Annotated in this window: 24 protein-coding genes; 4 read left to right on the top strand and 20 right to left on the bottom strand. The window is 41.8% G+C overall.

Annotated elements, in window-relative coordinates; all coding sequences use genetic code 11:
* Position 1 precedes the first annotated feature (1 nt).
* The 4 genes from AC0J20_RS15380 to AC0J20_RS15395 are packed head-to-tail and all read right to left on the bottom strand — an operon-like array spanning position 2 to position 3,513.
* Positions 2–910, bottom strand: coding sequence for a hypothetical protein (locus tag AC0J20_RS15380; protein ID WP_473022367.1), 909 nt, complete (start codon positions 908–910; stop codon positions 2–4).
* Entirely contained in the window at positions 897–1,961 is a 1,065-nt protein-coding gene (locus AC0J20_RS15385) for a hypothetical protein (RefSeq protein WP_473022368.1), read from the bottom strand. The genes AC0J20_RS15380 and AC0J20_RS15385 overlap by 14 nt, the downstream gene beginning before the upstream one ends.
* Positions 1,961–3,082: a hypothetical protein gene (locus AC0J20_RS15390; protein ID WP_473022369.1), complete on the bottom strand. Its 1,122-nt coding sequence runs from the start codon at positions 3,080–3,082 to the stop codon at positions 1,961–1,963. The genes AC0J20_RS15385 and AC0J20_RS15390 overlap by 1 nt, the downstream gene beginning before the upstream one ends.
* The gene (locus tag AC0J20_RS15395; protein WP_473022370.1) at positions 3,082–3,513 is read right to left on the bottom strand and encodes a hypothetical protein; all 432 of its coding nucleotides are present in this window, start codon (positions 3,511–3,513) and stop codon (positions 3,082–3,084) included. Before AC0J20_RS15395 ends, AC0J20_RS15390 begins: the two co-directional genes overlap by 1 nt.
* A 126-nt stretch (positions 3,514–3,639) precedes the next feature.
* Here AC0J20_RS15395 and AC0J20_RS15400 point away from each other — a divergent pair, with 126 nt between their 5' ends.
* On the top strand, positions 3,640–4,128 hold the full coding sequence (locus tag AC0J20_RS15400) for a hypothetical protein (protein ID WP_473022371.1): 489 nt from the start codon (positions 3,640–3,642) through the stop codon (positions 4,126–4,128).
* 233 nt (positions 4,129–4,361) lie between these two features.
* Here the strand turns inward: AC0J20_RS15400 and AC0J20_RS15405 are convergent, their stop codons facing one another.
* Entirely contained in the window at positions 4,362–6,071 is a 1,710-nt protein-coding gene (locus AC0J20_RS15405) for a DUF2201 family putative metallopeptidase (RefSeq protein WP_473022372.1), read from the bottom strand.
* A 250-nt stretch (positions 6,072–6,321) separates the two neighbouring features.
* Here AC0J20_RS15405 and AC0J20_RS15410 point away from each other — a divergent pair, with 250 nt between their 5' ends.
* Positions 6,322–6,663 carry a hypothetical protein gene (locus AC0J20_RS15410; RefSeq protein WP_473022373.1) on the top strand — a complete coding sequence of 114 codons (342 nt, stop codon included), beginning with the start codon at positions 6,322–6,324 and terminating at the stop codon, positions 6,661–6,663.
* Positions 6,664–6,835: 172 nt separating this feature from the next.
* Here the strand turns inward: AC0J20_RS15410 and AC0J20_RS15415 are convergent, their stop codons facing one another.
* Genes AC0J20_RS15415 through AC0J20_RS15460 form a run of 10 tightly spaced genes read right to left on the bottom strand, consistent with a single transcriptional unit; the run spans position 6,836 to position 17,222 of the window.
* A complete protein-coding gene (locus AC0J20_RS15415) occupies positions 6,836–9,907 on the bottom strand; it encodes a hypothetical protein (RefSeq protein ID WP_473022375.1) in 3,072 nt (1,023 codons plus the stop codon).
* A gap of 3 nt (positions 9,908–9,910) precedes the next feature.
* A complete protein-coding gene (locus AC0J20_RS15420) occupies positions 9,911–10,108 on the bottom strand; it encodes a hypothetical protein (RefSeq protein ID WP_473022376.1) in 198 nt (65 codons plus the stop codon).
* A 5-nt stretch (positions 10,109–10,113) separates the two neighbouring features.
* Complete coding sequence (locus tag AC0J20_RS15425) at positions 10,114–11,259, bottom strand: hypothetical protein (RefSeq protein WP_473022377.1); 1,146 nt, start codon at positions 11,257–11,259, stop codon at positions 10,114–10,116.
* Positions 11,256–12,017 carry a hypothetical protein gene (locus AC0J20_RS15430; RefSeq protein WP_473022378.1) on the bottom strand — a complete coding sequence of 254 codons (762 nt, stop codon included), beginning with the start codon at positions 12,015–12,017 and terminating at the stop codon, positions 11,256–11,258. Before AC0J20_RS15430 ends, AC0J20_RS15425 begins: the two co-directional genes overlap by 4 nt.
* 11 nt (positions 12,018–12,028) lie before the next feature.
* Positions 12,029–12,451, bottom strand: coding sequence for a hypothetical protein (locus AC0J20_RS15435; protein ID WP_473022379.1), 423 nt, complete (start codon positions 12,449–12,451; stop codon positions 12,029–12,031).
* A gap of 48 nt (positions 12,452–12,499) precedes the next feature.
* Positions 12,500–13,072, bottom strand: a complete 573-nt coding sequence (locus tag AC0J20_RS15440; protein WP_473022380.1) for a hypothetical protein — start codon at positions 13,070–13,072, stop codon at positions 12,500–12,502.
* An 11-nt stretch (positions 13,073–13,083) separates the two neighbouring features.
* Entirely contained in the window at positions 13,084–14,121 is a 1,038-nt protein-coding gene (locus AC0J20_RS15445; RefSeq protein WP_473022381.1) for a hypothetical protein, read from the bottom strand.
* A gap of 1 nt (position 14,122) precedes the next feature.
* Positions 14,123–15,475: a TraB/TrbI/VirB10 family type IV secretion system protein gene (locus AC0J20_RS15450; protein WP_473022382.1), complete on the bottom strand. Its 1,353-nt coding sequence runs from the start codon at positions 15,473–15,475 to the stop codon at positions 14,123–14,125.
* Between the two features lie 5 nt (positions 15,476–15,480).
* Positions 15,481–16,536, bottom strand: a complete 1,056-nt coding sequence (locus AC0J20_RS15455; RefSeq protein WP_473022383.1) for a DotH/IcmK family type IV secretion protein — start codon at positions 16,534–16,536, stop codon at positions 15,481–15,483.
* Positions 16,533–17,222 carry a DotI/IcmL family type IV secretion protein gene (locus tag AC0J20_RS15460; RefSeq protein WP_473022384.1) on the bottom strand — a complete coding sequence of 230 codons (690 nt, stop codon included), beginning with the start codon at positions 17,220–17,222 and terminating at the stop codon, positions 16,533–16,535. Before AC0J20_RS15460 ends, AC0J20_RS15455 begins: the two co-directional genes overlap by 4 nt.
* A 93-nt stretch (positions 17,223–17,315) precedes the next feature.
* On the opposite strand from AC0J20_RS15460, the gene AC0J20_RS15465 reads away from it, so the two are divergent.
* Positions 17,316–18,458 (top strand): toprim domain-containing protein, encoded by a 1,143-nt coding sequence (locus AC0J20_RS15465; RefSeq protein WP_473022385.1) that lies wholly within the window; start codon positions 17,316–17,318, stop codon positions 18,456–18,458.
* An 84-nt stretch (positions 18,459–18,542) separates the two neighbouring features.
* Here AC0J20_RS15465 and dcm read toward each other — a convergent pair whose 3' ends face one another.
* Both dcm and AC0J20_RS15475 read right to left on the bottom strand, forming a co-directional pair.
* Complete coding sequence (dcm, locus tag AC0J20_RS15470; protein WP_473022386.1) at positions 18,543–19,862, bottom strand: DNA (cytosine-5-)-methyltransferase; 1,320 nt, start codon at positions 19,860–19,862, stop codon at positions 18,543–18,545.
* 11 nt (positions 19,863–19,873) lie between these two features.
* Entirely contained in the window at positions 19,874–20,143 is a 270-nt protein-coding gene (locus tag AC0J20_RS15475) for a 2Fe-2S iron-sulfur cluster-binding protein (RefSeq protein ID WP_473022387.1), read from the bottom strand.
* A gap of 271 nt (positions 20,144–20,414) precedes the next feature.
* Between AC0J20_RS15475 and AC0J20_RS15480 the strand changes: the two genes are divergently transcribed.
* Positions 20,415–20,639, top strand: coding sequence for a hypothetical protein (locus AC0J20_RS15480; RefSeq protein ID WP_473022388.1), 225 nt, complete (start codon positions 20,415–20,417; stop codon positions 20,637–20,639).
* Here the strand turns inward: AC0J20_RS15480 and AC0J20_RS15485 are convergent.
* Genes AC0J20_RS15485 through AC0J20_RS15495 form a run of 3 tightly spaced genes read right to left on the bottom strand, consistent with a single transcriptional unit; the run spans position 20,636 to position 23,517 of the window.
* Complete coding sequence (locus AC0J20_RS15485; RefSeq protein ID WP_473022389.1) at positions 20,636–21,127, bottom strand: hypothetical protein; 492 nt, start codon at positions 21,125–21,127, stop codon at positions 20,636–20,638. The two genes, AC0J20_RS15480 and AC0J20_RS15485, sit on opposite strands and share 4 nt — an antisense overlap.
* Positions 21,120–22,229: a ParB N-terminal domain-containing protein gene (locus tag AC0J20_RS15490; protein ID WP_473022390.1), complete on the bottom strand. Its 1,110-nt coding sequence runs from the start codon at positions 22,227–22,229 to the stop codon at positions 21,120–21,122. The genes AC0J20_RS15485 and AC0J20_RS15490 overlap by 8 nt, the downstream gene beginning before the upstream one ends.
* Positions 22,222–23,517, bottom strand: a complete 1,296-nt coding sequence (locus tag AC0J20_RS15495; protein WP_473022391.1) for a ParA family protein — start codon at positions 23,515–23,517, stop codon at positions 22,222–22,224. Before AC0J20_RS15495 ends, AC0J20_RS15490 begins: the two co-directional genes overlap by 8 nt.
* Positions 23,518–23,874 lie beyond the last annotated feature (357 nt).

The following is a 23,874-nucleotide window of genomic DNA, read 5'->3' on the forward strand; positions in this document are numbered from 1 at the left end:
TTCAGCCTACTCTGTTGACTTGTTCAAGTAACGTTAATATACGCAAAGCTTTGAGAGCTAGACGCCTCTCCTGCTGTAAAAAACTATCTAGTGCTAATTCGTTACGCAACACCACGGCACCTAGTAGTTCTTTCATCGCACCAGGTGTGTGGGCTATGTTCAAAATCAGATCGTCAAGTGGTGTATTTTTTCCATCAACGCGCTCAGGCCAGAATCGCTTAACTACCTCATCAATAGCATCAATGCGACTGTGATCATCGTTCAACGCAATACGTTCACTTGCGTTAGTCATCAATACCCATTTAACCAGATTAACTCGGGCCTGTTGAGTAAGTTTATAAGATGTCGATGTCAGCCACTCGCCCGACAATTCCTCTACAGTTGACACTTGAGGAAAATCCGAAATAGTTTGCTCTACTGATTCCACCAGCAACTGCACCTCAAGACCCGCATCTAATTGCTCTTGAGCAGTTTTCAGCACCCTATCACCGGAAAGTACATCCGGCATTCCATTAGCCCCTGCTCGTTGTTGATAATCAAACAAACGCTGTAACTTATTAATAGTCAGTTTACGTCTTTCATCGACTCCTCTGGCAGTACCGATAGCGCTTTGTCGTGCCATGGCTTCGGATGAATCTGCTGTACGAAATTTATTGCTACGGTACCGTTGCGCCTTTTCCGGTGCCACACATGAATCTGTTGTTCGACCAGCTTTGCGCATAAGGTTGTGCTCATACATCAACCGTTTAGCCTCATTAACATTATCCGCCTGACTAAATGTCACCTCTCCTTGTTTGAAAACATTCATCAGTTGATCGTAAATATTTTCAGTAAACAATTTGGTAGCCTGTTTTTGCGCATACCCTACTGCTTCACCGATTGCGGTACCAATAACCTCAGCGATTGCCATGTTGAGCCACCTCCGCTTCTAGCAGTTCAATCATGGCATCTGCATTAGCATTCTGCTTCGCAACTTCAAGGATTTGCATTTGTATGAAATTATACTGCGCTTGCGATTGCGACCACTCTTTTACCAACGGTGTAAATCCCATTTTTGTGGACATAGAATCATGCCATTGCTCATTATACTGTGTTCGCTCAGTTACATCGAAAGTCATCAGGTCGATGGCCGACAACCCCTTTTCAGCTTGCGCCATCTCATCAATTACTTGTTTCAAATACTCTGAATCACTCAACGATTTAAGTTCTTCTGCAATACCCTGTTCCCGATTGCGCCGGCTGTACATATCCAACCAGACACTCTTAGCAAATAGTTTTTGTGCAACATGTGCAGTACTACTTCCCCTCGTATTAGCCCCCCGGCGTTTTATGTTACCTATATCTGCGTCAGGTACCAGTTCGCCCATCAATAACTGTATAGACCTATAAGCCGACTGACTATTTATGTATCCTTTACCCCCTAAAAGTTGACTCATATCGAGATCGGTATCCATTTTATAATACACTTGAGGTACTTTTCTGCGCAGTGTCTCAACGCTTGCATTATCCAGAGTATCTTCCAATGTCTGCTGGAAATGTTTAGCTGATTCTCGTCTGTTATCTTGCACGCGTGTTCTAGTCAACTTCTGCACAGCAGGAGTCTCACATCCCGCGCTATTTGGTTCTGCTTCAGCCAACAACTCCGCATTTTCCACAACATAAGTGCCAAAGTTCTCTGCATCTGTATCTTTTGCAATTAACAGAACGTGCTTATCTGTCTTCTCTTCTTCATTCTCTGTGTGTTCATCAATCCACTGTTCCAAAGACTCATAAACGCGCATGATGTAACGCCAGGCAAAATAAATAGCGATGCCCGCCAATGCCGCATACAACAATCTCTTTATGACATCTTCCAATGGATTCGCACGGGCTTTTGAAGCACCCAGTGACAGAACCGCACCGCCAACAAAACCTGCCGCAGTTAACATAAAATTTCTTCTGCTTTTATGGATTTTATTCATCAGGCACGCATCACCGGGTGTTCAGACTTTTTTGCGGATAGTCCCTCCGCTTCCATAAGTTCGCGTAGCGGGTCAACTGTACTGCAAGCGCCAGCGCAATGGATTTGGATCATCTTATCAAACTCAGCCCCAATAGCTTCTTCAGGTATACCAGCTAAGGCTACCGCTGATTTACTATGTTTTACATCGTCTGGGTTTTCCATTGCCTTAATTCTAGAAATGGCTAACTGAGCGTATTTTTTATAAGCAAAAACATAGTGTTGCGAAGCATCACGAATACAAGCTTGCAGTAATGCTGTACGATTTTTCGTGTCTGGAATAATCATATTGTGATCTAAAAGCGTTCGGTACATCCGTTGCGCACCTTCATATATTTTCTTTACCGCTTTTTGATGATGAACCTGTCTGGCAGACTCATTGGTAAAAAACGAAAATCGAGCCATTTCTACGGTGAGATCACTCAACCCCGTCAAAGTACTTAATGCAATTGCGGTTTGCTCGTCTGTCTCTTCATATTCATCATCGCTTGCAAGTACATTTAGAAAATCTTTATACGCTTCATGATTATCCGCTATCAGTGCAGCAATAAGACTATCATTATGTTTATCAGTTGGATTCATTATCTCATTATTCATCACACTAAATAGTGCACCGTAGGATGCCTTAAGTGACGCCAATTGAGTCTTTTTGTGCGTAACATACTGCTTTGAAATATTGACTGCCGCATCAGCAACAACCTTTCGCAACATCCAAGTATATTTTTTGTGTGAAGTTTCAATTCCTGACTTCTTTAAACCGGTATTAATGTACTGTGTCAATGACATACAATCACGAATAATATGCTGCAGAGCCACCATCTTATCTTCATCGGACATATCAGCAAAATGATTTACAGCGGCCAACATCGGTTGAAATACTTTAAGTGCAGTCATACACAACCGTGCGCGATAATTATCGTCTGCTAAAGTACTGGCCTTAGCCACTTTTTCCTGCTGCTCTTCAATTACCGACTTTTTAAGTTGTTCCAGGTCTTCTATAGACATACTCTGAGAGTCAGGTACACCAACCCCACCAGTGAGCTTATTTAACGTAAACGGCTCTGTTTTGATCTTCTCCTTCATCAAACATTCTCCAGAGTTTTAGGTAGTAAAGTCGGATGATGCATGGCTCGGATCCCGGTTTTTTCCTGTAATTTTAAAAGAAGACAAAAAGACTGGGCTTCACTCATGTCCATCTGCTTTCCTTCAAATGATTCACACTGCTTATGCCAACGCGACTTTAATTCAGCCAATGAACGACCGTTTTTCGCTTCATTAAGTTGGCCGTAGTGCATGAAAAGATTTGTAGTAGCCAACAACAGAAAGACTTTTTGAGAGCCATCTACCGGGCGAGATAGTGAAAGCGTTGCGTCAGGGTTGACTTTACCAGTTGCAATGGGTTGCTCCCTTACAAGCAAACTCAAGCCGTTTGCATAATAAACACATAAATCTTGTATGGTTCGGTCTTCAATTTGACTATAAGATGCGTGACACAAAACTTTTGCGTTTTGCAACGATGCCTTATATGCTGTGCTTATACAGCTCTTTGTCTCCGATGGAGTCATATTCGTTGTGTATGTTATACTACATATATGTTATTATATAGGCATTACTTCATAAAGCAACAGGGTAGTCTGAATATGAGCCTTAGCGATGCTAACATCCGTACAGCACTGGTCACATTTTTTGCTGACTTGGTAGCTTCTGACAATGCGTACATAGAAAGCGCGGAAAACGTAAAAACGCTAGTGTTTAGCGGAGATTATCAGCATAGCTGGTTGGCTATTTTTGAAAATGATAAACATTTTTTATATGCCGTAAGTCAGGCTTACTTTGCTTGGGTGCAATATGCCCCTGAGCATCAGTTGTATGTATGCCATGAAGATGATGAGTATTCATTAAACAGTGCTTTTAATTTCCCTGGACTGGATGAAGATGAGGATGATGATGTAACGTTTGTGATAAAGGCTCCGATTCAAAAATCTACTTACGATGCGATACATGCTGCTCGTACATCGCAGTATGCTGAACTTCCTCCGCAAATTAATGGTTTGCAATATGAGGATTTGGTAAAATCGTCCTATACATTAACGTTATCTACCAACTATATTGAAAACAGCGTCGTATAGCTTTATAGCGACGACAACACGTTAAGGTACTTTATGAAAACGCGTACCCCGCAAGGGAAATTTATAAATTTTTCAGGGTTTGAACACAAACTGAACCCTGAAAAAATCCGGAAACCTGAAGTACAGCAACTCGCCGATCTCTTAGAGCAGCGCTTGAACCCTCAAAGCACCTACTCTCCTCCTCGGCCAGTCATGTAGTAGAATTTCTTAACAGTTATTCTACTTAGTTCTGATTACGGCGCTAATGCAGCTGTCTTCTCTGTCAGTGCCTCAAGATCTACTTCAGCTCCCTCTTCAAGTCTTGCCACTTCGGCGTAATGTTCAACTGCTGCGGCGAAGCGTTCGTCGTAATGGTGGGGAGCACATATATAAATATATGCAGGAATATCTTCAGGTAATTGTTCATATCGAGGGGGAGTGTCCCCTAAATCCGTCAATATTCCGCAAGCCGATATCTCAAGTCCTGAATGCATCTCCTTAATATAATTGTACGCAGTCTTTACACCATTCAGTAAATCTGTTCCTCCCCCCCCAAATGCAGACAACATCGCTACAGTTTCTAACTTATTCTCCAACGTGACTTCCCACACCTTTCCTCTTACCCGGGTATCAGCACTGGCAACAAATAACCGTGCTCCTTGCATTTCCTCAGAATCGAGTGCTCCCAGGGCTTCTGAAAACATTTCATCAATCGCGTCATTACTGCTTGAAGTGTCAATAACAAACAAGAAGTTACCTGGATCACGAGTAGCGGGAATCACTCCTGGCAAATAAACATTCATCGACATGTTCATTACATCTGGATCTACGAAATACAACATATCTGGCACGTCATCTGTTGGATCCATTTGCATTCCGTCACCATAAACCGCCTGTTTAAATGCAGTTTTAAAGGTCAGCTTTGGTTTTGTCAGTGAATCCAACATTATCTGATAATCATCTTCCATATGCTGACCCGGCATTCGTTGCCCATTAGGGTTTTCATTTCTGGTCCGTTTGGTCTCAGCCACCGCATCACGTAGTTTTTGCTCTGCTTCTTTCGCTATTTTGGCTTTTGCCTTATTGTCCATATTTTCCGGAATGCCAAGCTTTTCTAGCAAATCTTTATCCGCACCTTCCTGTAAAGCATTTACAAAATCTTCGGGTGTTACAACATGGTCATGCTCACGCACCTCCTGACCAATCAGCTCTTCAATCACCTCAGCAACACCTTCATTATTTTGTGACATCCCACTTTGACCAGACTGCGGCTGTCCTTTACGATCTTCTTTACCGGCTTGCGGTTGCCCTTCACTACCCTCTTTATTTGATTGACCAGAATTCTGATTTGATTGCTCTTTATTTTTTCGTTCAGCCATAGCCAGTAATTTCCTGGCTATAGTCTCTTCAGCATCCCCACTAAACAGCTCTCGCTCCTTTTCGGTAAACCCTACACCATTAGTCATAAATCCGGACAGTGTCCATTCAGGAAACATATCAACAATTGTGATATTAATACGCATGTCTTGTGCAATATTGGCGAGTTCATTACTGTATTGCGTCAGACGAGAAAAATGTAAATCCATCATATGCCGCATTTCGTGAGTCAATAAAAATTCAATATCGTTATAAACTACCCCACGCTGCTTCCCTCGCTCACGCTCTACCATTAAATCTTCAAAGAACTGTGTATTAACAAAAACGCCGGTTCCCTGTGTAAACCCAGTATCACATAATTGGGTAAGTGCTGGATGATCAAACAAATAAAAACCAGTCTGTCTGGCCACAACACTAAACAATCCGTGACGTGGCACATTGTGACGATTATTACTCATGTAAAAATCAACGATTCTATAAAACTGCTCTTCAAGATCCTTTCGAGAGTTAAGGATACCGCTCCCCAATCGATTGTCATCCTTTAACAACTTACTCAGATAACACTCTTTTTCTGGTTTACCACTCATCACAAACCTACATACATATTAATTCTTATGCATAAGATAGCATACCCTACTTCGCGTGACTAATATTTTGATTTCCATGACACCCAGACAACATTTCCACGATCGCACGACCGCTCACAAGTGATTTTTGTTCTACCTTATGAAGTTAGTAGTGGCATATTCCGTAAAAACTGTGGCAACATGCAAAATTTCACAATGTAGCAAGATACTGCTACTAACTGAACGTAATCCTTAGCTAAAGAGGACCTATATGGCTATTGATGTAATTCAACTATCCAGGCTTGGTATAACGGAGTCTTTCGTTGCTAAAGGTAGTATTTCGTCAGAAGAAATGATGCAGGCATGCACAGAGCAATTCAGACCTTCAAAATATGAACAACAACCAATCCAACTGGAAAATTCAGTAATCACTCGCGGGACATATCGATGGGCTCCGATGAAAGATGAGAACGGGGAATGTTGCGGCATGATGCTTTATCCTGCCGAAAATGGCTCTGTTGGCTCGTTTTATGCCACCCAACTGCATCTTACACACACCCGAAACTCGAATAATTCAGAACTGCTGAACAATATCGATGAGAACTGTGCGTGAGTGACCGGATTCTGAGTGATACTACTCCCCGCCGAAACGGGGAGTATTCACAAGGTAAACATTCGTCAGATTAAGTTTACCGTCAGGGCTTACCCATACCATGAGTAAGCCCTGATTCTAGGTTAAGTAATTACTCGCGTCAATCGAAGAAACGACTAGTTCGAACACTACTTTATTGTAACTGTTCAGAAACATTTTCACCTTCCAGGTGATCCTGATATTTTCTCATTAGCATTTCTATACACTCTGCGCTTAAGGTATCCTCAAGTTGCTCTTTGTTCATTTCCTGTGTCTTTCCTTCAAGCATATGCTCACGATGCTGAAGCCAATCTACAGCTGTTGATTTAGGGAAAACTTTCGACAGTAACCAACGAGCCTGCTTAGCTCCAAGTTTATGGATCAAGGCTTCTCTTATCGGTCTGTCTTCCTTTTGTGTTGTCATAGACCACAGTTCTAGTGGGCCTTTTGCAAAGCGTAAAATCTGAGAAAATACCTTCTGATCAATCTTTGATTGCAATAAGAAACAACTTCCTCCTTTACGCGGACCATGTAACCAATTTGCCATTGCATCCACAGCAGCCTCACTTAGCTGCACTTTTTTCGACAAGTAATCAATCGCATTCTTCTCCAGACCACCAAACACAAAAAGATTTGTATAGAGTTCAAACAATGCATCATCAAAGTCACTCGGCGCTTGGCTGATAATCGCCTGGGATAGCCCCCACTTAGGACCTTCTTTACCATCATATGCCACCTGAGCTCTAAAACCATAGCAACCGTTCGTACAATGATATTCGTCGTACTGTAACCGTTTCGGCAATTGTTCGATTTGCTCGATGCGTTTTCGTTGGTAGGCCCGATACAACTCTGGCCAGAACGGGAGGTGACCATCTTCCATGCTCGAACGCAAGAAATAATTCCGTGCCCCTAAATTACGAGCCACCATATAAAATAAGCCAGCTTGCTGCGCCTCAGGTGAATGCCCCGAATTACTCATAGCTCCAGTTGGTACTACAGCTTTGAGGTCCATAATCACAACCCTGGCACTTTCAAAATCAAGCATCGTGTGCCCGTTAAATAGCTTATACTTGTCCACGGCTTCTTTAAGCTTCAGCACAAAGTAATCTATCACCGTGAACTTATCTGAATTACCAACAGGAATACTGTAATCTTTTTGAATTTCTGTGGTTGTTGAAGCAACATCTATAAAGTCATCAATCAAAGGCATTGCTCTGTAATGCGCTCTTTTTGCTGCCGCTAGTGCTCCTGCTTTAAACAAAATATCTCGTAATTCAAACTGAGTTGTATCTTCATTGACTTCCAATTGATGTTGAATGATCAATTCGTCAGCTTCTTTATCCACACCAGGTACATACCGCTTAGGTGAGCGAATATCTTTACCTTTTGCAAATGTGACGCGGATAACTTTGTTAATCAATCCTTCACAGTTTGAAGGAATATCTCCGGTATTGTCATCAGTACAGAAGATCCGCAACACCCTTGCCATAAAGCTATGCTCTTCCGCCAAAGGCTCTGTAAGACCAAACTGAATATCAAACGGATTAATCTTTTCTTTTTGATTAATGTTAAACGTATGAAATACTACTTTACTCTTATCTTTCTCACTAAGCATATCCTGAATACAACGTCCCAGTCCGACACTGGTAGGGCCTATATCACAAATGGTGATGTACGGCAGTTGCCTGTTTCCTGCTTTTTCAATAAGCGCCTTGTTAATCGCGTTAGCCATGACCGACTTACCCTGCCTTGGTGGCGCAATAAACAAATCCATGTGACTGTTTTGATTACGTGCCGCAACTTCAAATGGATAAATAACATCGGTCAAAGTTCTGAATATAAGACTGGAATAATTCCAAATACGGCCAGTTTGCACTATTGGCAGCAACTCTATTGCGCTGCGTAGTGGAGGAAAAGCAGTGACCCCGGGATTAGTCTTCGTTCCACCGATAATGGTAGATACATAAGTTTCTGTGGGATCTCCTAAATCTGCAGTTAGTTTCGCCTGTGACCAGCGATTTGTGGCTCGCATCAAAGTTTCGCGATTGGCCAAAGCGCTGTCAGGATCATTTGCCCAGGTTGTTGCTGATATCTGTAATCCGCAGTAAGCTATTTTCGATGCCATTTCAACGGAACGTTTTGATGCTGCACTGGAAAATGTTTTATTGTCAGGGTGACCCCAACGCACTAATGCGGCAAAGGCTTTTTTGAACTCAAACATAGTATCTTTACCATCAGTAAGCCTGAAGTTGATACGTATTGGAACTTGTTTGTCAATTTCAGCCAACCACGCCAAAAAGGAACTATCTTCACGTGGGAATACTCGCATTAACATTGGGCACTGGTATGTTGTCCCAATTTTAATCATACCAGCTTCATATTCATTCACCGGTTGCGCGCACACCTGTTTGGCAAAATGATCCGGACAAAAATTACTGAATGACTGTACCGGATCTTCTGCGTAAGGCTTACGGACAAGGTGCAGATTATAATCTTTAGCTGTACGTTGATATTCCTGTTTATCAAATGGAAACTGCGGAACATAACTATCATCATGTCCTAAAGGATCCGCTTGCAATGCCATAGTCGTGGCAGCTTCCTTAATATGTAAAAGTCTCGCCTTCGTTTTAGCATCCTCAAAACATTGCTTGAGCTCTTCAAGGCGTTTTTCATGTTTACCAACCAGCTTTGGAACCAATTTAAAAGGATTAGGTGCACCATCCAGCCTAACATTGAACCGTTCTACTAACTTTCTGTTTCTGGCGCTATCGATACTCAAAGACCGCTCATCCAGAGCGCTAACATGTGTCCACAGCACCAGGTGACTTTTTTGATAAACACACAACGCCGTGTTGATATCTTCGTTTTCCTGCATGATGTCCATACCATCTAAATTCAGGCGCTTTACTGTTTCTCTGTCCCGCAACATCGCTGAACGGATCTCTCGACGAGTACGACTCTTATCCCTTTCAAAATTCCAATCAATAGTATGCTGTCCCTCTTTGAGAATAGAGTAAAAGTATCGATCTATTTTAGAAGCCGTTTCATCGAGTACATTACCTAAAATGAGAGTTGTCAGCCCATTAAGTTCGAATACCGAGACTAAATCACCATACTTAGTCACAAACGTGTAATCATTCACCGGCATCTCGATATCAAAATACTTATCCAGTGATTTTTTCTGCAACTCTTCTTTAAGTAGCTGTAAGCTTTTGAGCATACCCATAGATTATTTCTCTCCACTGGCTTTTAAAGTTGTAATTAAGCTTTCTAAAGCACCTTTTTGTTCTTCTTCGGGGAGCGCCGCGATTTCATCCAGCCGCAACAACAAGTCACGTTCATGAGTGTTATAAAAAAAAGTCAGCTCGTAACCTTCTTCAAGGTGAATTATTCCTCTAAGAAGTCGTGTAACTGCGTCTGACGGCATAGTTTTTATAGCTCCACTTCAGGTAATAGCATAGGCAACACAAGGTGTTCCTTTGTCATTAATGGTTCTATAGAGTTTAATGTGAATGATTCCAACTGTAGTGTTAGTCGGCCGAGTCCGATACGCCTTACTGGTACACCGTTTTCCTGTAACCGCCGGTATTTGTCTATACAAAACATAATGTCGTACCAATACAGGAAAAAGTGTAGTGCGGGATTAACCTGCTGCGCCTGGGCAAATAGTTGTTCAACATTAATGCCATAAAATAGATTGTAAGACATTGATAACTCAGCGGCCACGGAAGACGGTACCATCTGAATATGTTGCTGCAGGCTTGACGTCTTAGGAGCTTTGTATATATCTGTGATTATTAATTCAACCGAATCTGACAAATACAGTGCCATAGATAATGGGCACCAACCAGACCATGACTGGCCATCCATTTTTGGTAGGTACAGCGACGGTGGGACCTGAGCTATCTGCATATAACAAATCGCAATTTCTCCCTGATCTTGTAATACCTCAAATAAATCATTTAAGCGTTCCTTACGTCGCGCAGTATTGTTCTGACGTTTATTGGTACTTTCGAGCGTAAATGGCCCGTTGGGGTATTGGGCACCTACCAGATGTTCAAGGTATTGTTTCCTTGGGGCTTCAACATCAAACAAGGTAACCCCTTGAACTCCACTTTTTCCAATGTACGTATGGTACGCAGGTGATACTTTTAACGCGTCTTGAATATGCTGAGGTTGCGCAAGTTTGCTTTGCGCCTGACTACATTCAGTTTTGAAGTGTTGCGCAATAGCACCACTAATGGATTGGTCAAACCCGTTGATTAAATTCTTTTGTAATGCTATCCGATACACACGGTTGCAAATTGCTGATAATAGCGGTAAGTCACTCTTAGTGTTTTCATAAATAAGTAAGCCAAACCGCTTTGCAATCTCCAGTATCGAAACCCCTATTACATCATCTGGTTGAAATCCGGAGCGAGGATATTCACGCTGTAAGTGAGATTTTGAAACATCAGTAATGACAAAAAGTGCATCACCATGCAATTCTTTCAATGGCAAGCTCCTGGCTGGCTCGCCAGCCATTGAAACGACTACCGCCTCATTAGCCTGACTTAGTAACGCCACTACGATTTTCATTGTGGGGACAAATCTTCGCGATTTACCAGAATGTCTTGTTGTTTGGCGTCATTTATCTTCCTAAATCTCGCCGTTTCCTTTGGTTGCATTTTCTGCATTAATGCCAAACGATCGCTGATATGTATTGTCTGATAAACATCTTCGTGCCACCTAAGCGCTCTTGGTTGAGCAGCTTCGAGATCTGGTAAATAGTGGACACCTCTAAGCCATCTCGCACGGGCTTTGTACAACTTTGTACTAATTCCGCTCAACTGCAACACAAACGCGCTTACCGACGAGACCCCCAGGTAGTCCAACAACTTTTGTTCTCGCTGTTGAATATTTAGAATCATTCGGCTTGCTGTTTTTAGATTACGCATATACGGGCTTTTATCAGCAAAGCTTTTCTTACTAACGTGACCCAACGCAAATAGCGCAAGTGTGTTGTGCATCAAACCGAATAATGTACCCTGTGAAAGTTCAGGAGCGAGGACCAATGTGCCCAAATTATTAGCCAAAGCATAACCTAGCCTCCCCCGTTCATAGCAAAAACTACATACACAGCGCAGTTCACTATCAGGGGTATATTGGTCATCGTCATCCAGAACTCTCATATAATGAGCACTTCGAAACCCACACTGCGAACACGTATAATCCGCTGTGTGGATAACCTCTTTGGCCCGACGTACAAATGCAGGCTCTTTAAGTTCCTGCGCAACGTCATAGCGCACTCCCCGGCGTATTCCAACAGGCGGGAAGTGGATGCTTGTATCTGACATATCCAGAGATTCTAGTCGGAGCCGCCCTGCCACTGGATTGCACCAGCTGCGCTTGGGTTCGATAAAAAGGTTTCACCGAACACGATGATGATGTAGCTCAAATAAAAGCAAATGATAGCCCCAATAATCAAACCAAACACTTTCAAAGGTTTAACCTGCTCACGAGCGTTTTCATCCCCCATGTTTTTAAACATGGCGCCCAGCATTACTACGAAGATCATGCCGATTAAAAACGCGACAAAGAGTATAAGATTATTTAACGGAATGATATTACTGAGAAACGTAGCAATCACGCCTCCCAAACCTTTATCAGTCGTCCCTGGACCAATGTCGCTCGGCACCTGCGCTACTGCCTGTTGCAGAGGCATCATAAGTGCTCCAGCATAAAATGCCTGAGCGGCGCGTCTTTTCATTGTTTTTACTGTGTTTTTCATAGTTTGCCTCATTAGCTAAATTTAAATATAACTTCAATTATCAGGTGCCTATGGCACGAGATATCCACTTTGAAAGAACTCTTCAAATATCCTCAACATGGGTAACACCGTAGCCAATACTCCGATAGCTCTATCTGGTGCAATAAATGCCGCACCAGCAATTGCCTGCATCACCGCTTTACCTACACTTCCTCGGCTATCTGGTCCCTGCTGTCCCGCCGCCAGAAAAGAATATAAACTCAAAGCCAGGAAAATAACTCCCATCAGGCGGCTGACGTTCAAGCTCGTCATGGCAATAATTCTTTGCTCATCAAACCCTTCCTGGACTTCAAATACAGCATATTGAAACGAACTTGATACAGATGTAAGGTCTGGCTGAAAAGTCGACTGCATGAAAACCAGAATATAACTTGCAAAATATATCAATCCTGTTGCGACACTAGCCGTAACGATAATCTCTTTAATCGTCGGGCGCTGTTGCATCATATTCATTTCGTCGCCATAACTACTACACATAGTCCCCACTTTAACGACAAGAATCGCGCCAGCTAACGCATTGATAAAAAATATCAATACAATAACCATGTATATATCAGAGTTAAGTTGAACCCAATTGACCATTATTTATTTCTTTAGTCACTACACATCGCAAATTCCGGAGCGTAGGTCTCCCCTGTACTAAATTCCAGACAACCAAAAGGGGATACTTTTGTAACTACACCATACCCTCGTACCAATTCGCCGACTTCTATCCACTGCTCTTCCCCGGCACCAACTACATCTACAAGCACTCTTCCATCAGTGGCGCTGACAAGTCTTAATTCACGACGCTGTTCACGCTGTACTATATTTTTTACCATTTGCTGGTCATTTAACTTGTTAAGCTCTTTTTTAATCCAATTCGCCAGCACTTCAATCTGCTCTCCATTTTTCTGAGTTTCTTGAGCTACCAGTTCTTTAATCATATTTGACAGTTCAACCAGATCTAATTGCCCCATACCGGTACTACTATTATTTTGTACTGTAGGCAAAGCGCGGTTTTCGACCGCATCCAGTCGCTCACTTAAGGCTTTCATAGCTTCAAACACCAGATCGAACTGTTCCATAGTCATATTTTGTGCTTGCTGAAGCGCTTCGTCATTCGCTATTTTTTGGGTCACATCTGTAGCATCTCGCGCTTCAAAAACACCTTGCTTTGGAGCAGGATTTTTGAGTTCGCTTACGACGGAATCCTGACTAATTTGCTCTTGAGCAAGCGCTTTATGTTGCCCACCATTTGATTGCGCACTAACCCTGTCAGACCCTTTATCTACATCAGATGGTTGCGAAAAAGCAGCATTAAGGTCGACATCATTTTCGACTTTTACTTGCGCTGGCGCATTCTTACTGTTATCTACCCCAGAGAACACGAATACCGCAAACACACCGACTACAGCTACCGGTAATATAAAAACCATGTTTTTTAGCAAAAATCTTTTCAGATCAAATGGCGAAGCCTTTTTCTTTTTACTAATTTCTGGTGCATTAGCTTGACTTACAGATTCACTGACATCCCCATAAAGCGCATCCGGTTCTGGCTCTAATACGGGCACATCCACTTGATCTTGTGAGCCTGGATCCTCTCCTAGTTCATCAAAGTCATCAAAATCTCTGTCTACCGGTTCACTCATCTTAATACACCATCTCATTATCCATATCCGGCAACCAGTTTAGGGCCGGTTTTTCTATTATCATCAGCGCCACAATCTCACCACTGTACAGACGCTTAATATCTTTTGCCTCATCCAAAGCCTTATCTAATCGCCCTGCGTAGGCCTGTCCCACACCACCAGCACCAGAGACTAACAGAGCTTCCTTATCAATCTCTGTATCAGTAGTTACTGTATCTCCATTGACAATTACACTTGACCCAACACGCTGTGCCAGCGTATTGAAGCCCTGCAATATACCGCTACTAAAAATTAACACGTTCCGATAAAACTGACGGTCTATTACTTCGCTAGCCAGTGTTGGAGAGTTACGTTCATCCACAGATACCGCTACAGCTTGAAAAGAACCTGTATAACTTTTCCAGGTTAGTTTTTGTGTGGTAATTACAAAGCCGTTCTCAACTTCTTGTGGCGTCGCCAAAAACAATCCGCCATTCGCTAAAGGCCCTTCAAGTGGCCTAAGTCTGATGTATGGAATACCTTCTTCATTAGTTACCAGACCATCTAATCTCGCTAATATTTTACGCCCGGGCAAAAAATCATCACCATTGTACCCACCACCTTCAGACGCCTCTGAAACACCTCCAATTGTATTATCCCGAGTAGATATTGATGGCTGATGAACTGCCGTAACCTTTTGATAAGAAACTGACGCCCCCATTTCAGGCCTTTTCGCCAACACTTTATTTATCACTCCAAGTTGCACGTCCGATAACGCCCTTTCATAATCCGTATCAGTTGCCAGTAACTCTATCTCTCTCCTCTCTTTAGCAATATCACCACGTGGCGTATCCTTGGGCGCTTCCTGAGAAGTTACTGCTTTCTCCTTGGATGTTTTATCAGGCACTGGTTCTGTCTGTTTCTTCGACAATGCCCCTACACCTGAAGGCTGCTCATTAATGATCCCCTTCATGTTAGCCAGGAACTCTTCCTTCCTTTGATTGTAAAGTTTTTTAGCTGCTAAACGGTCTCTGTCTAATAACTGAACCTGACCTTTTTCAACATCTTGCAACGAGTCAACTGTAATAGCTTCATTTAGCGTATCTGGTAATGGAGTGTCATCTGCTCTGCTTCCTGTTTCTTGGGTGTTTCTTCGTAAATCCACTGACGCTACAGGCTCCGGCGGACTACCCGAAAACAAATAAATGACAGCACTAACTAATACGAAAATAGTGATAAACGAAAGGTTATAAAAGCGCCTGACACTAGTGGATAGCGATGTATAGGATACAAAAAGCCGTTTATATAACGGTAGTCGCTCATCACCATCCAATTCATCATCATCATCATGTAGTTGCACTTGATTATCAGCCATTGCAATTAATCCAGAAACACATCCACACGTACCACCTGACCAGCCAGATCAACCAAAGATACTCTCTCAAGCATATTATGCGATGGTACTTGAAACACCTTAAGTTCATCCACGCCAATTACCATATCCTTATGCGCTCCAACATAATCAAACATCGATACCAGATAATAATCACCGTTGTAACGATAAACTCTCAGATATTCACTAGTTGTCGGCACATCTACTGCATCATGAGGGGGAGTTGTTATAAAGCGTTCAAGTACGCTCATATCAACAACGTTCGAACCAGGCTGGCGATGACGTAAGTTACTATTAATCGCATTAATCGACGTGTTTAACGGCGACAAGCTACCTACCACCTTAAAATTTGAAGCATAATTGACTAACGCACCTCGCGTATTTACATCAATTGTAATTGGACGATTAAATCCCTGAAGCACCACCAATAGAGTACCGTATTCCTGTGACTCTGTAGGACGAATAATAGCAACATGCGGCAGTTCAGCTGATTGAGATACCGCCGATATATCATTATCTACAGATGCGCTGCCCGGATTTTGTGTCTGGCTTGCACCAGTAAGGGCGCTATTATTAATAATCGCAAATTTATTGTTTGATGACTGAATGAAGCTAATTGGCCAAGGGTTACCACTAGTATCGTAGAACGCCAAGCTTGAGAATGAATATGGCTCCAAGGCAATATTGGCTACCTTTTGAGAGGTGCTTGGAGTAATGTTATAAGTTCCCACCTCATAACGATAATCAATAGGCTTTTCATTGCTAACTCTTTTGGCAACCTCCGACAGGCCTTTGAGCTTACTGATTTCTTCTGGCGGCATCCCAATCAACTGCGCCAGCAATGCCAATTTCTGAGCAGGTGTGAGGTTCGGTAATAAATCCAGCCATTGTTGCGGATCACTTTGTATATTGAGCCCTTCAGGCAACAACACTTCCTCTGCAGAGTCCTCATTCCCTTGTTGCGCATCAGTCGATTTCGCCAGTGCTGGGCAAGTTATGTAAAGCATGCCAATAAATGACAGTGCAACCTTACCCAACCTCATCGATTTTTCTCCTGGTACTGTACAATTTGAACCCCTTCATAACTAATCCGCTGATCTATCCTGATTATGCTTACCTGCACGGTTTTGCGTTCATTGACAGGTGTACGATTTTCTTCATAACGAGTAATAAGCAAAGGTACCTGAACAAGATAAGCTTTTCGCCCTTCTACAACCCCTCGATTTGTTATTAAAGGCACTCCATCAAGCACCGCCTCATAAGACCGCCTATTACTTACCAGTGAATTAATAATGTTAGCTTCAAAATCTTTTTGGAACTCTAACTGTGCTGCTGGAGACATGCATCTCGGCAACCACTCATTGAGATGATTCAGCCAGTTACTGAATGTGTATTCATTAAGTTTAATAACACAATCTCGCGCAAATGCTTTAAGCTGCGTATCGTTCATGATGTCTTCGTTCAATGCGACCAAAGGAACAGCTCTGCCATCTTCATATATTCCAATAGGAACCTGCTCCGGAAACGGTCTCAATGCCAGTACCAAAATTACCACAGTTTGAATCAAACAAAGTATTGCCAAATACCGCGTAATCGTAAAAGCAGCCCCAAAGCTATCTTTAAACACCGCAGTACGAATAAACTTGGCGTACAATAACTGCCGGGTCCTCTCCAGTACACTATCTGCATATCCTTTTTCATTTGAGTTATTTTGAGGCTTTTCAGGCACTGCGGAGTCCGTATAAAGAGTTTATATTGATTGACTTATTCTGCACTACACATAACATATATGCAATATTTTAGCAGTTTTATAGACTCAGATATGAAAGATTATAACACCATTCCGTGGCGCATTATCAGCCCAAATCTAAGTGATGGAGCTCAGTTTAATTGCTTTTTTCATCCAGAAGAAACCATGTCAGCCCGCATCGAAGGTGAACACTACCTTTGTGACTGTTGCGGTATCCAATTGGATAAAGCAGGATTGCATGCTCAGTTAACCCATTCACCATACGAACAGGCATCTGCTTTTATAAAACTAATGAATAACGAGCAGCTAACACGCTCTGAACGTACTAATCTACAATCACAGTACGACGCATTTAGCATCCATCGACGTTTACATGAAGCTTTTGCCAATCATCTCAAAGAATCTAAAGTCGCTTTGGATTACCTTGCTACTCGCGGCTTTTCTCATGCACAAGCCCTTGATGCGGGTATTGGATTCTGCCCTTACAACGCACCCATATTTGATGCATTAAGTAAAGAGTATTCAACTCAATTTTTGACTGAAATAGGAGTACTAAATTATGCAGAAAAACGTAACTCATACTACTCTCCATTTTCCAATAGAATCACCTTTACCATCTGCAACGCACAACATTTACCTTGTGGATTCGGTGGACGAATTGTAGATCCCAAAACGACACACGCTAAATATATCAATTCAGCTACAAGCTCAATTTTTAATAAATCACGACTTTTGTTTAGTACTCCTCAGACTAAGAACGCAACTAAAGCCTGCGTATTCGAAGGATACATGGATAATATTAAATATGACCAGTTAAACGGGCAGTACGCTGCATACGCTGTACTTGGGGTAGCAGCTTCCGCTTCCAATATCCGTAAACTCACACATGAATACGAGCGCGTAGTTTTTTGTCTGGATGGGGACAGTGCCGGAGCAAGGGGACTTAAAAGTATACTAGCAACTCTGGAAGATGACACATCACGTCAATCCCAAGCATATTTTTGCTTTGCTCCTGAACAACTAGATCCTGACGAATATATTCAGAAACATGGAATCACAGCATTTGACGACTTACTTGATAGCGCCATGAGTTTTGAACAAGCCGTTGAATATACAGTAAAAAACTCTCTAGATGCGCAACAAATAAGTGACATGAATCATAGTCAAAATAAAGACTTGCTGACTATAAACTCAAGACAACTGGTACTTGACTAATTACCAGTTGTCAATAATTGTACTTTGCTATGCTGAAGAACAGATCCAAGCTTTGCTTCTAAGCACAAGTAACATATATCTGAACTATCTCCCCCCAGCACTAACATTTTTCGCATTTATAATTCTTTCATGCATTAAATTAGCTACGGCGTGGAAAACAGGAACGGCTACGGAATTACCAAATTGTTTATATGCTTGCGTATCAGAAACCGGTATTTTGAAATTATAGCCACCAGGCGAAACAAACCCCATAAGACGCGCACACTCCATTGGAGTTAATCTTCTTGGCCGGTTTGCAATATTCACCTCGTCTGAAAATCCCTTTCTAAAGTCCCATCCTCTGTCGACCAATATTTCAGATCCATCTTTGTAATATCGAGCAGAAAGAGTTCTGGTAATATCTCCCGGGCCAACGAGACCAAAGCCAAAACCATTACCTTTCTTTTTATGCTTCTCCGCATAGTTGTACAAATATTTCCAAAGTTTAGGGGTCAAAATGTACTTATCATCAACCTCATTTTCTAAAATATCTCCCAACAACGGAACATTCGATGGGAAAGCAATATTCTTAAGTGTAAATCCTCTATGGACGTTAAGATCCTTTCTAAAACCTACAAGAACAATTCTCTCTCGATGTTGAGGTAAGAACCTTTGGGCGTCGATTACTTTAGGGTCGTTTTTCCCACAATAGCGGGCATCAGCTACTACATAACCCAACTCATCTAAAGTGTTCATGATAATCTCAAAAGTCTTACCATTATCATGACTTTTTAAATTCTTTACGTTCTCCAGAACAAAAGCACCAGGTCTTTTGGCAGCGATAATTCTTGCAACATCAAAAAACAACGTTCCTTGAGTATCACAAAAACCATGTGCAACCCCCAAAGAAAGCCTCTTAGAAACGCCTGCTATTGAAAATGGCTGACATGGAAAGCCTGCCAACAAAACATCGTGATTTGGTATTATTCTGTCAATGTGCTTGAAAGCTTCCCTCTCCGATACATCATCCCTCCCGGATAGCGTCACCTCTGTGATATCCCGGTTGAAGCAATGATAAACGGGGTCCGATGCAAAGTTAGCCTTATAAGTTCTCATCGCGAATTTATCTATCTCACTAGTAAAAACGCACATCCCCCCCACACTCTCAAAACCGCTTCTAAGCCCACCTATCCCCGCGAAAAGGTCAATAAAACGGAAATCACAATTCTCTGCATTAACTCGCTGCTCAGGTAATAGTGACTTGAGATGTACAAGTTCATCATGGCTAAAGTTGTGTTTACCCTTTACACTCTGCTTAATCGCATCAGCTGTCCATCGACGAGGAGCATACTGATTCAGGTATCTAGCTAAAGATTTCGAATCGTAGATCTCAAGTATCCGGTTTAGTAATTCTAACTCCCCCATTAGCTCCCTATCTACATCTTCAGCGACACGTCGTCTATTGGCAAACAAGAACACGCCAAAACTTCCGATTCTTTGTCATATGATCCAATAACATCATTTTCATTCATAGTTAACATAAATTTATCGGCGTCCTGCGTCTGTACAGCACAGCAACCGCAGAAACCTTCACGGCATTGCGAATAAACCTTTTCACCTGAATCTTCTAAAAAGTCCAACAATGACTTATGTTTTTGAGTATCAAATGGTAATTTTCTGTCACCAATGGTCACGTGCACAATCATTTTGCCTTCCCTGCCACTTTATAAACCGACAAAACAATAAAGCCTGACAACAAAAGTAGTAGCACCAGCTCCGTTAAGGCGCCCTTACCCCATAATATCCTGCAACTCACAAACAATGAGATACCACTGAAAATGGATATTGCATCACTTGAAAAAATATTCCTCACGGCAATCACCATGCAAATATATTAATATATTTGCATGATTACAGGATTTGACATAAATTTCAAATAAATTATTATTTATGCATAAACAAGAGGAGAAGTACCACATGAAGAAAACTATTTTAGAAGCAGGGGAACTGGTTTCCAAAAGTGTTGCAATACGATTTGACTCAACGGAACTGCATCTCCAGGAATGCGATACAGGGCTGACATCGACGCTGGATGAACTGGTTGGTGGGTTAAATTCTACTATGGATACTGCAGTAAATACTCTGGAACAAGGGGCGCAAGGGTTGGCGACGATGTTAAATCCGTCGCCTTATAATGATTAAGGATGTAAAACTCTATATTGCCTGTTAGATCTGGCACTAATAATACTTTCACTTTGATTATCCATTAGTACAACATTACATATCGAGGCATCTGTGTAATCCAGACCAGTATGACAAAGATCACCTTGCCTACAATAAGTGATATGAGACGGATCATAGTTATATCCACGACTAAAAAACTTTAAACTATAATCTCCACCTGGTTCAGCGTAAAAATACAACGTTTCCCTTAACCTAACCTTTTCACCAGCCTTATCTGTGCCCGGCTCTGCACATTCGATATCTATATATGTCCGACCAGGCGAAAATGCAGACTTTAGAGGCATACCATTAACATTAAGAATGGACAGCTGCCTAACTCCATCAGCCAGGACATCTTTCACAATATCGAGTGTTGCGTATTTTTCCGATTCAGAATAGTAATTCTGACTGCACCCTAACAGAGTTATCATACACAGAATCAGCACATTACTTTTATAGCTAATCATTATGGTTCTCCAGTACATCAATAATCTTGCGCTGTACTTTTTCATCAAGAGTTTTTAAATCCAAAATCACCTGCTGACGCCTATTCACCGATACACCATCCATTTCCAACAGATACCACGGATTGTCTGATTCAGTTTGCTTTGCCGGTTGCTGTTTAGTAGACAATACCTTAAGGATCTGACTGCGAATAACTTTAGATGCCTCTTCTGCAGCACCTAAATCGTCATAAACAACGGTACTATTCTGGTCGCGTAATTGCTTTAATTTCTGCTTCACCATTTCGTCATCAAATCGTTCCCTTAATTTGTACACTTCTCTCAACCATTTATATGTAACAAAACGGTAACCTGGTAAGCAATCAATAATGTATTTTGGAATCTTGGTGAAGTTTGTGGTTTCCGTCACCATCCCCTCGCTCACCTCATACATTTTTGCTACTTTAGCTTTAGTTAATACCTTTGTACGATCATTGAGGCGCTTTGCTTCTTCTTTAGACTGCTCAATCAGAGCATTGAATTTTTCACCTTCATCTAGAGGACCAGGCTTACTATAAATGTCTGCTACTCTGGCGTGTGCAAGCTCGTCTTCCCAATCTACATCACTATACACTTCGACTTTAAAGACACTATCAGCAGGCCCAGTACTTATACAAAACATTCGCCGTAATCCCTCAGCTATAGATATATAGTCACCTCGAACCATGCCGACAGCAGCTTTCTTATTAACTTTACTTTCCGCAATAGACGGATAAATATCCAACACATCCGCCATCGAAATATGCTCTGCACTACGTGTATTGAATTTAGAAGGCCGACACTTTTGTTGTATTTCTTCCTGTGTGAGATACATCACCTTTCCCTGGTAGGGAACATCTCGCTTAACACTTGGTAAATAGCACACCTCATGCTTGCTATTTAATGAAGTATTAACTTCCACTTCGGGATTACCTTCAGTTGAGTCCCCACTACTACTAACGGAAGAAGCAGCATTAGCTGGAACTTTATCATTTGAACCCTCAGCTTCCTTATGACCACTGCTAATTTCAACTAGTCTTGCAGTCAGTGAAGTTCTACTCTGACGCTTGTAAGGATCCTTATCCATGTTGTACCTCCTCTGACATCGAGTTTCTCCTATATTCAGATTCCTGTCGAAGTAAGTTCATTCTCACCTCTTTCACCAATGATTCTATTGACGTAAGCCCTTTGTTATATTCTCGAATACTACAATTTTTGACTACTTTTTGATGAATCTCTGTTTTACTTATATCGTACACTGTCCTACCACTTTGGGCCGATGCTTCGAACAATGCACTTTTTTCTATGGCTGTCGCCATTAACCCCAAACCAAAAACAGATTGCATACGTTCAAGAATAACAGTATCCCCACGGGATGTTGTTGAATCATACATTGTAGGTAACACTTTAAACTCTCTGATCTGTTCACCTTTACCCGGTAATACATCAAGTATTTCTTCAAAGCGAAACAAATTTTGACATAAAGAGTCAAATGCCATCTCTTGTGTTGCACTAGGCATGATAACCATTGTAGCGACCTGGTAAGCTGCCCACACTATCGGAGTGTTTGAAGGCGGCAAATCAATAATAATTGTGTCGACATCTGTCTTTAACAAGGGCTCAATAACTTTATTCTGTAATAGCAACAGGGCCCTATCCATTCCGCCGTCTCGCCACACATGGCGGTTAAATCGCTCATCATTGGGAAATGCAGGTATGATCCTAAAATTTGGTAGATGTGTGGGCATCAACGCCGCTTGAAGAATTTGCTCTGGTGTAAACCCTTTTTGGATCAACGATTGATATATACTATCCTCCTCCAAATCTCCAAGCATGATATCTGTTGCGGTTAAAATTTCTTCAGACTCTTCAATCGTTAAATCAATCAGTGGACTACAGCTCCCTTGCGGATCCATGTCAATTAGAACAGTGTTCATACGGTGTCTAAGCGATTGACACAAACCTGCACCAAGATTTACTGCGGTAGTGGTTTTCCCTACCCCGCCCTTCTGCGAACTAACCACTATCACATTTTTCAGATTAGTATTTTCAGCCCAACTCGGCCAACGATTGTGCTCACTCAATCCCGCGATAGCATGACAGTGTTCTGGTGAAATTTTAAAAGAGTTGTTTTTCTCCTGGTACACTGCTGGAAAAATACCCTGCTCTACCCCTTGATTAATTAAAGATTTGGCATAATCACGGCTAATCCCTAACTCTTCAGTTAAGCCCTTAAGTGAACGACTATTATTCTTAATTATGGAATCTAAATCCTTTTCTTCCTGTGACTGAAGAATATAACTTACTCTTTCTACCCGTTCCGACTCTGCGGCCTTTGATATACTTTTAATGCGCTCTCTTATAGACATACCCATATCTCACTTTTATGTTTATTTGTCATTTTTTCGTTATAGCAACACTATTACAGCTATTTCGTATTTTCCACTATTTTTTAATGAAGTCACACTTTTTTAAATTGGTTTTATATTTTCCTTTTAAAAAAAGGATTCCAAAAATCCCTAGTGCTCACCCTCCTCAACCGTTGAGGATTTAGCAAATACCTACTGAAATTTGGAATTCCTCAACCGGTGAGGATTTGGCACAGACCTACTGGAGATTAGCATTCCTCAACCGTTGAGGATTTGGCACAGCACTACTGGAGTTTAGAATTCCTCAACCGTTGAGGATTCGGCTCAGACCCACTGGAGATTAGCATTTATCAACCGTTGAGG

The organism is Planctobacterium sp. R6 (assembly GCF_055755215.1).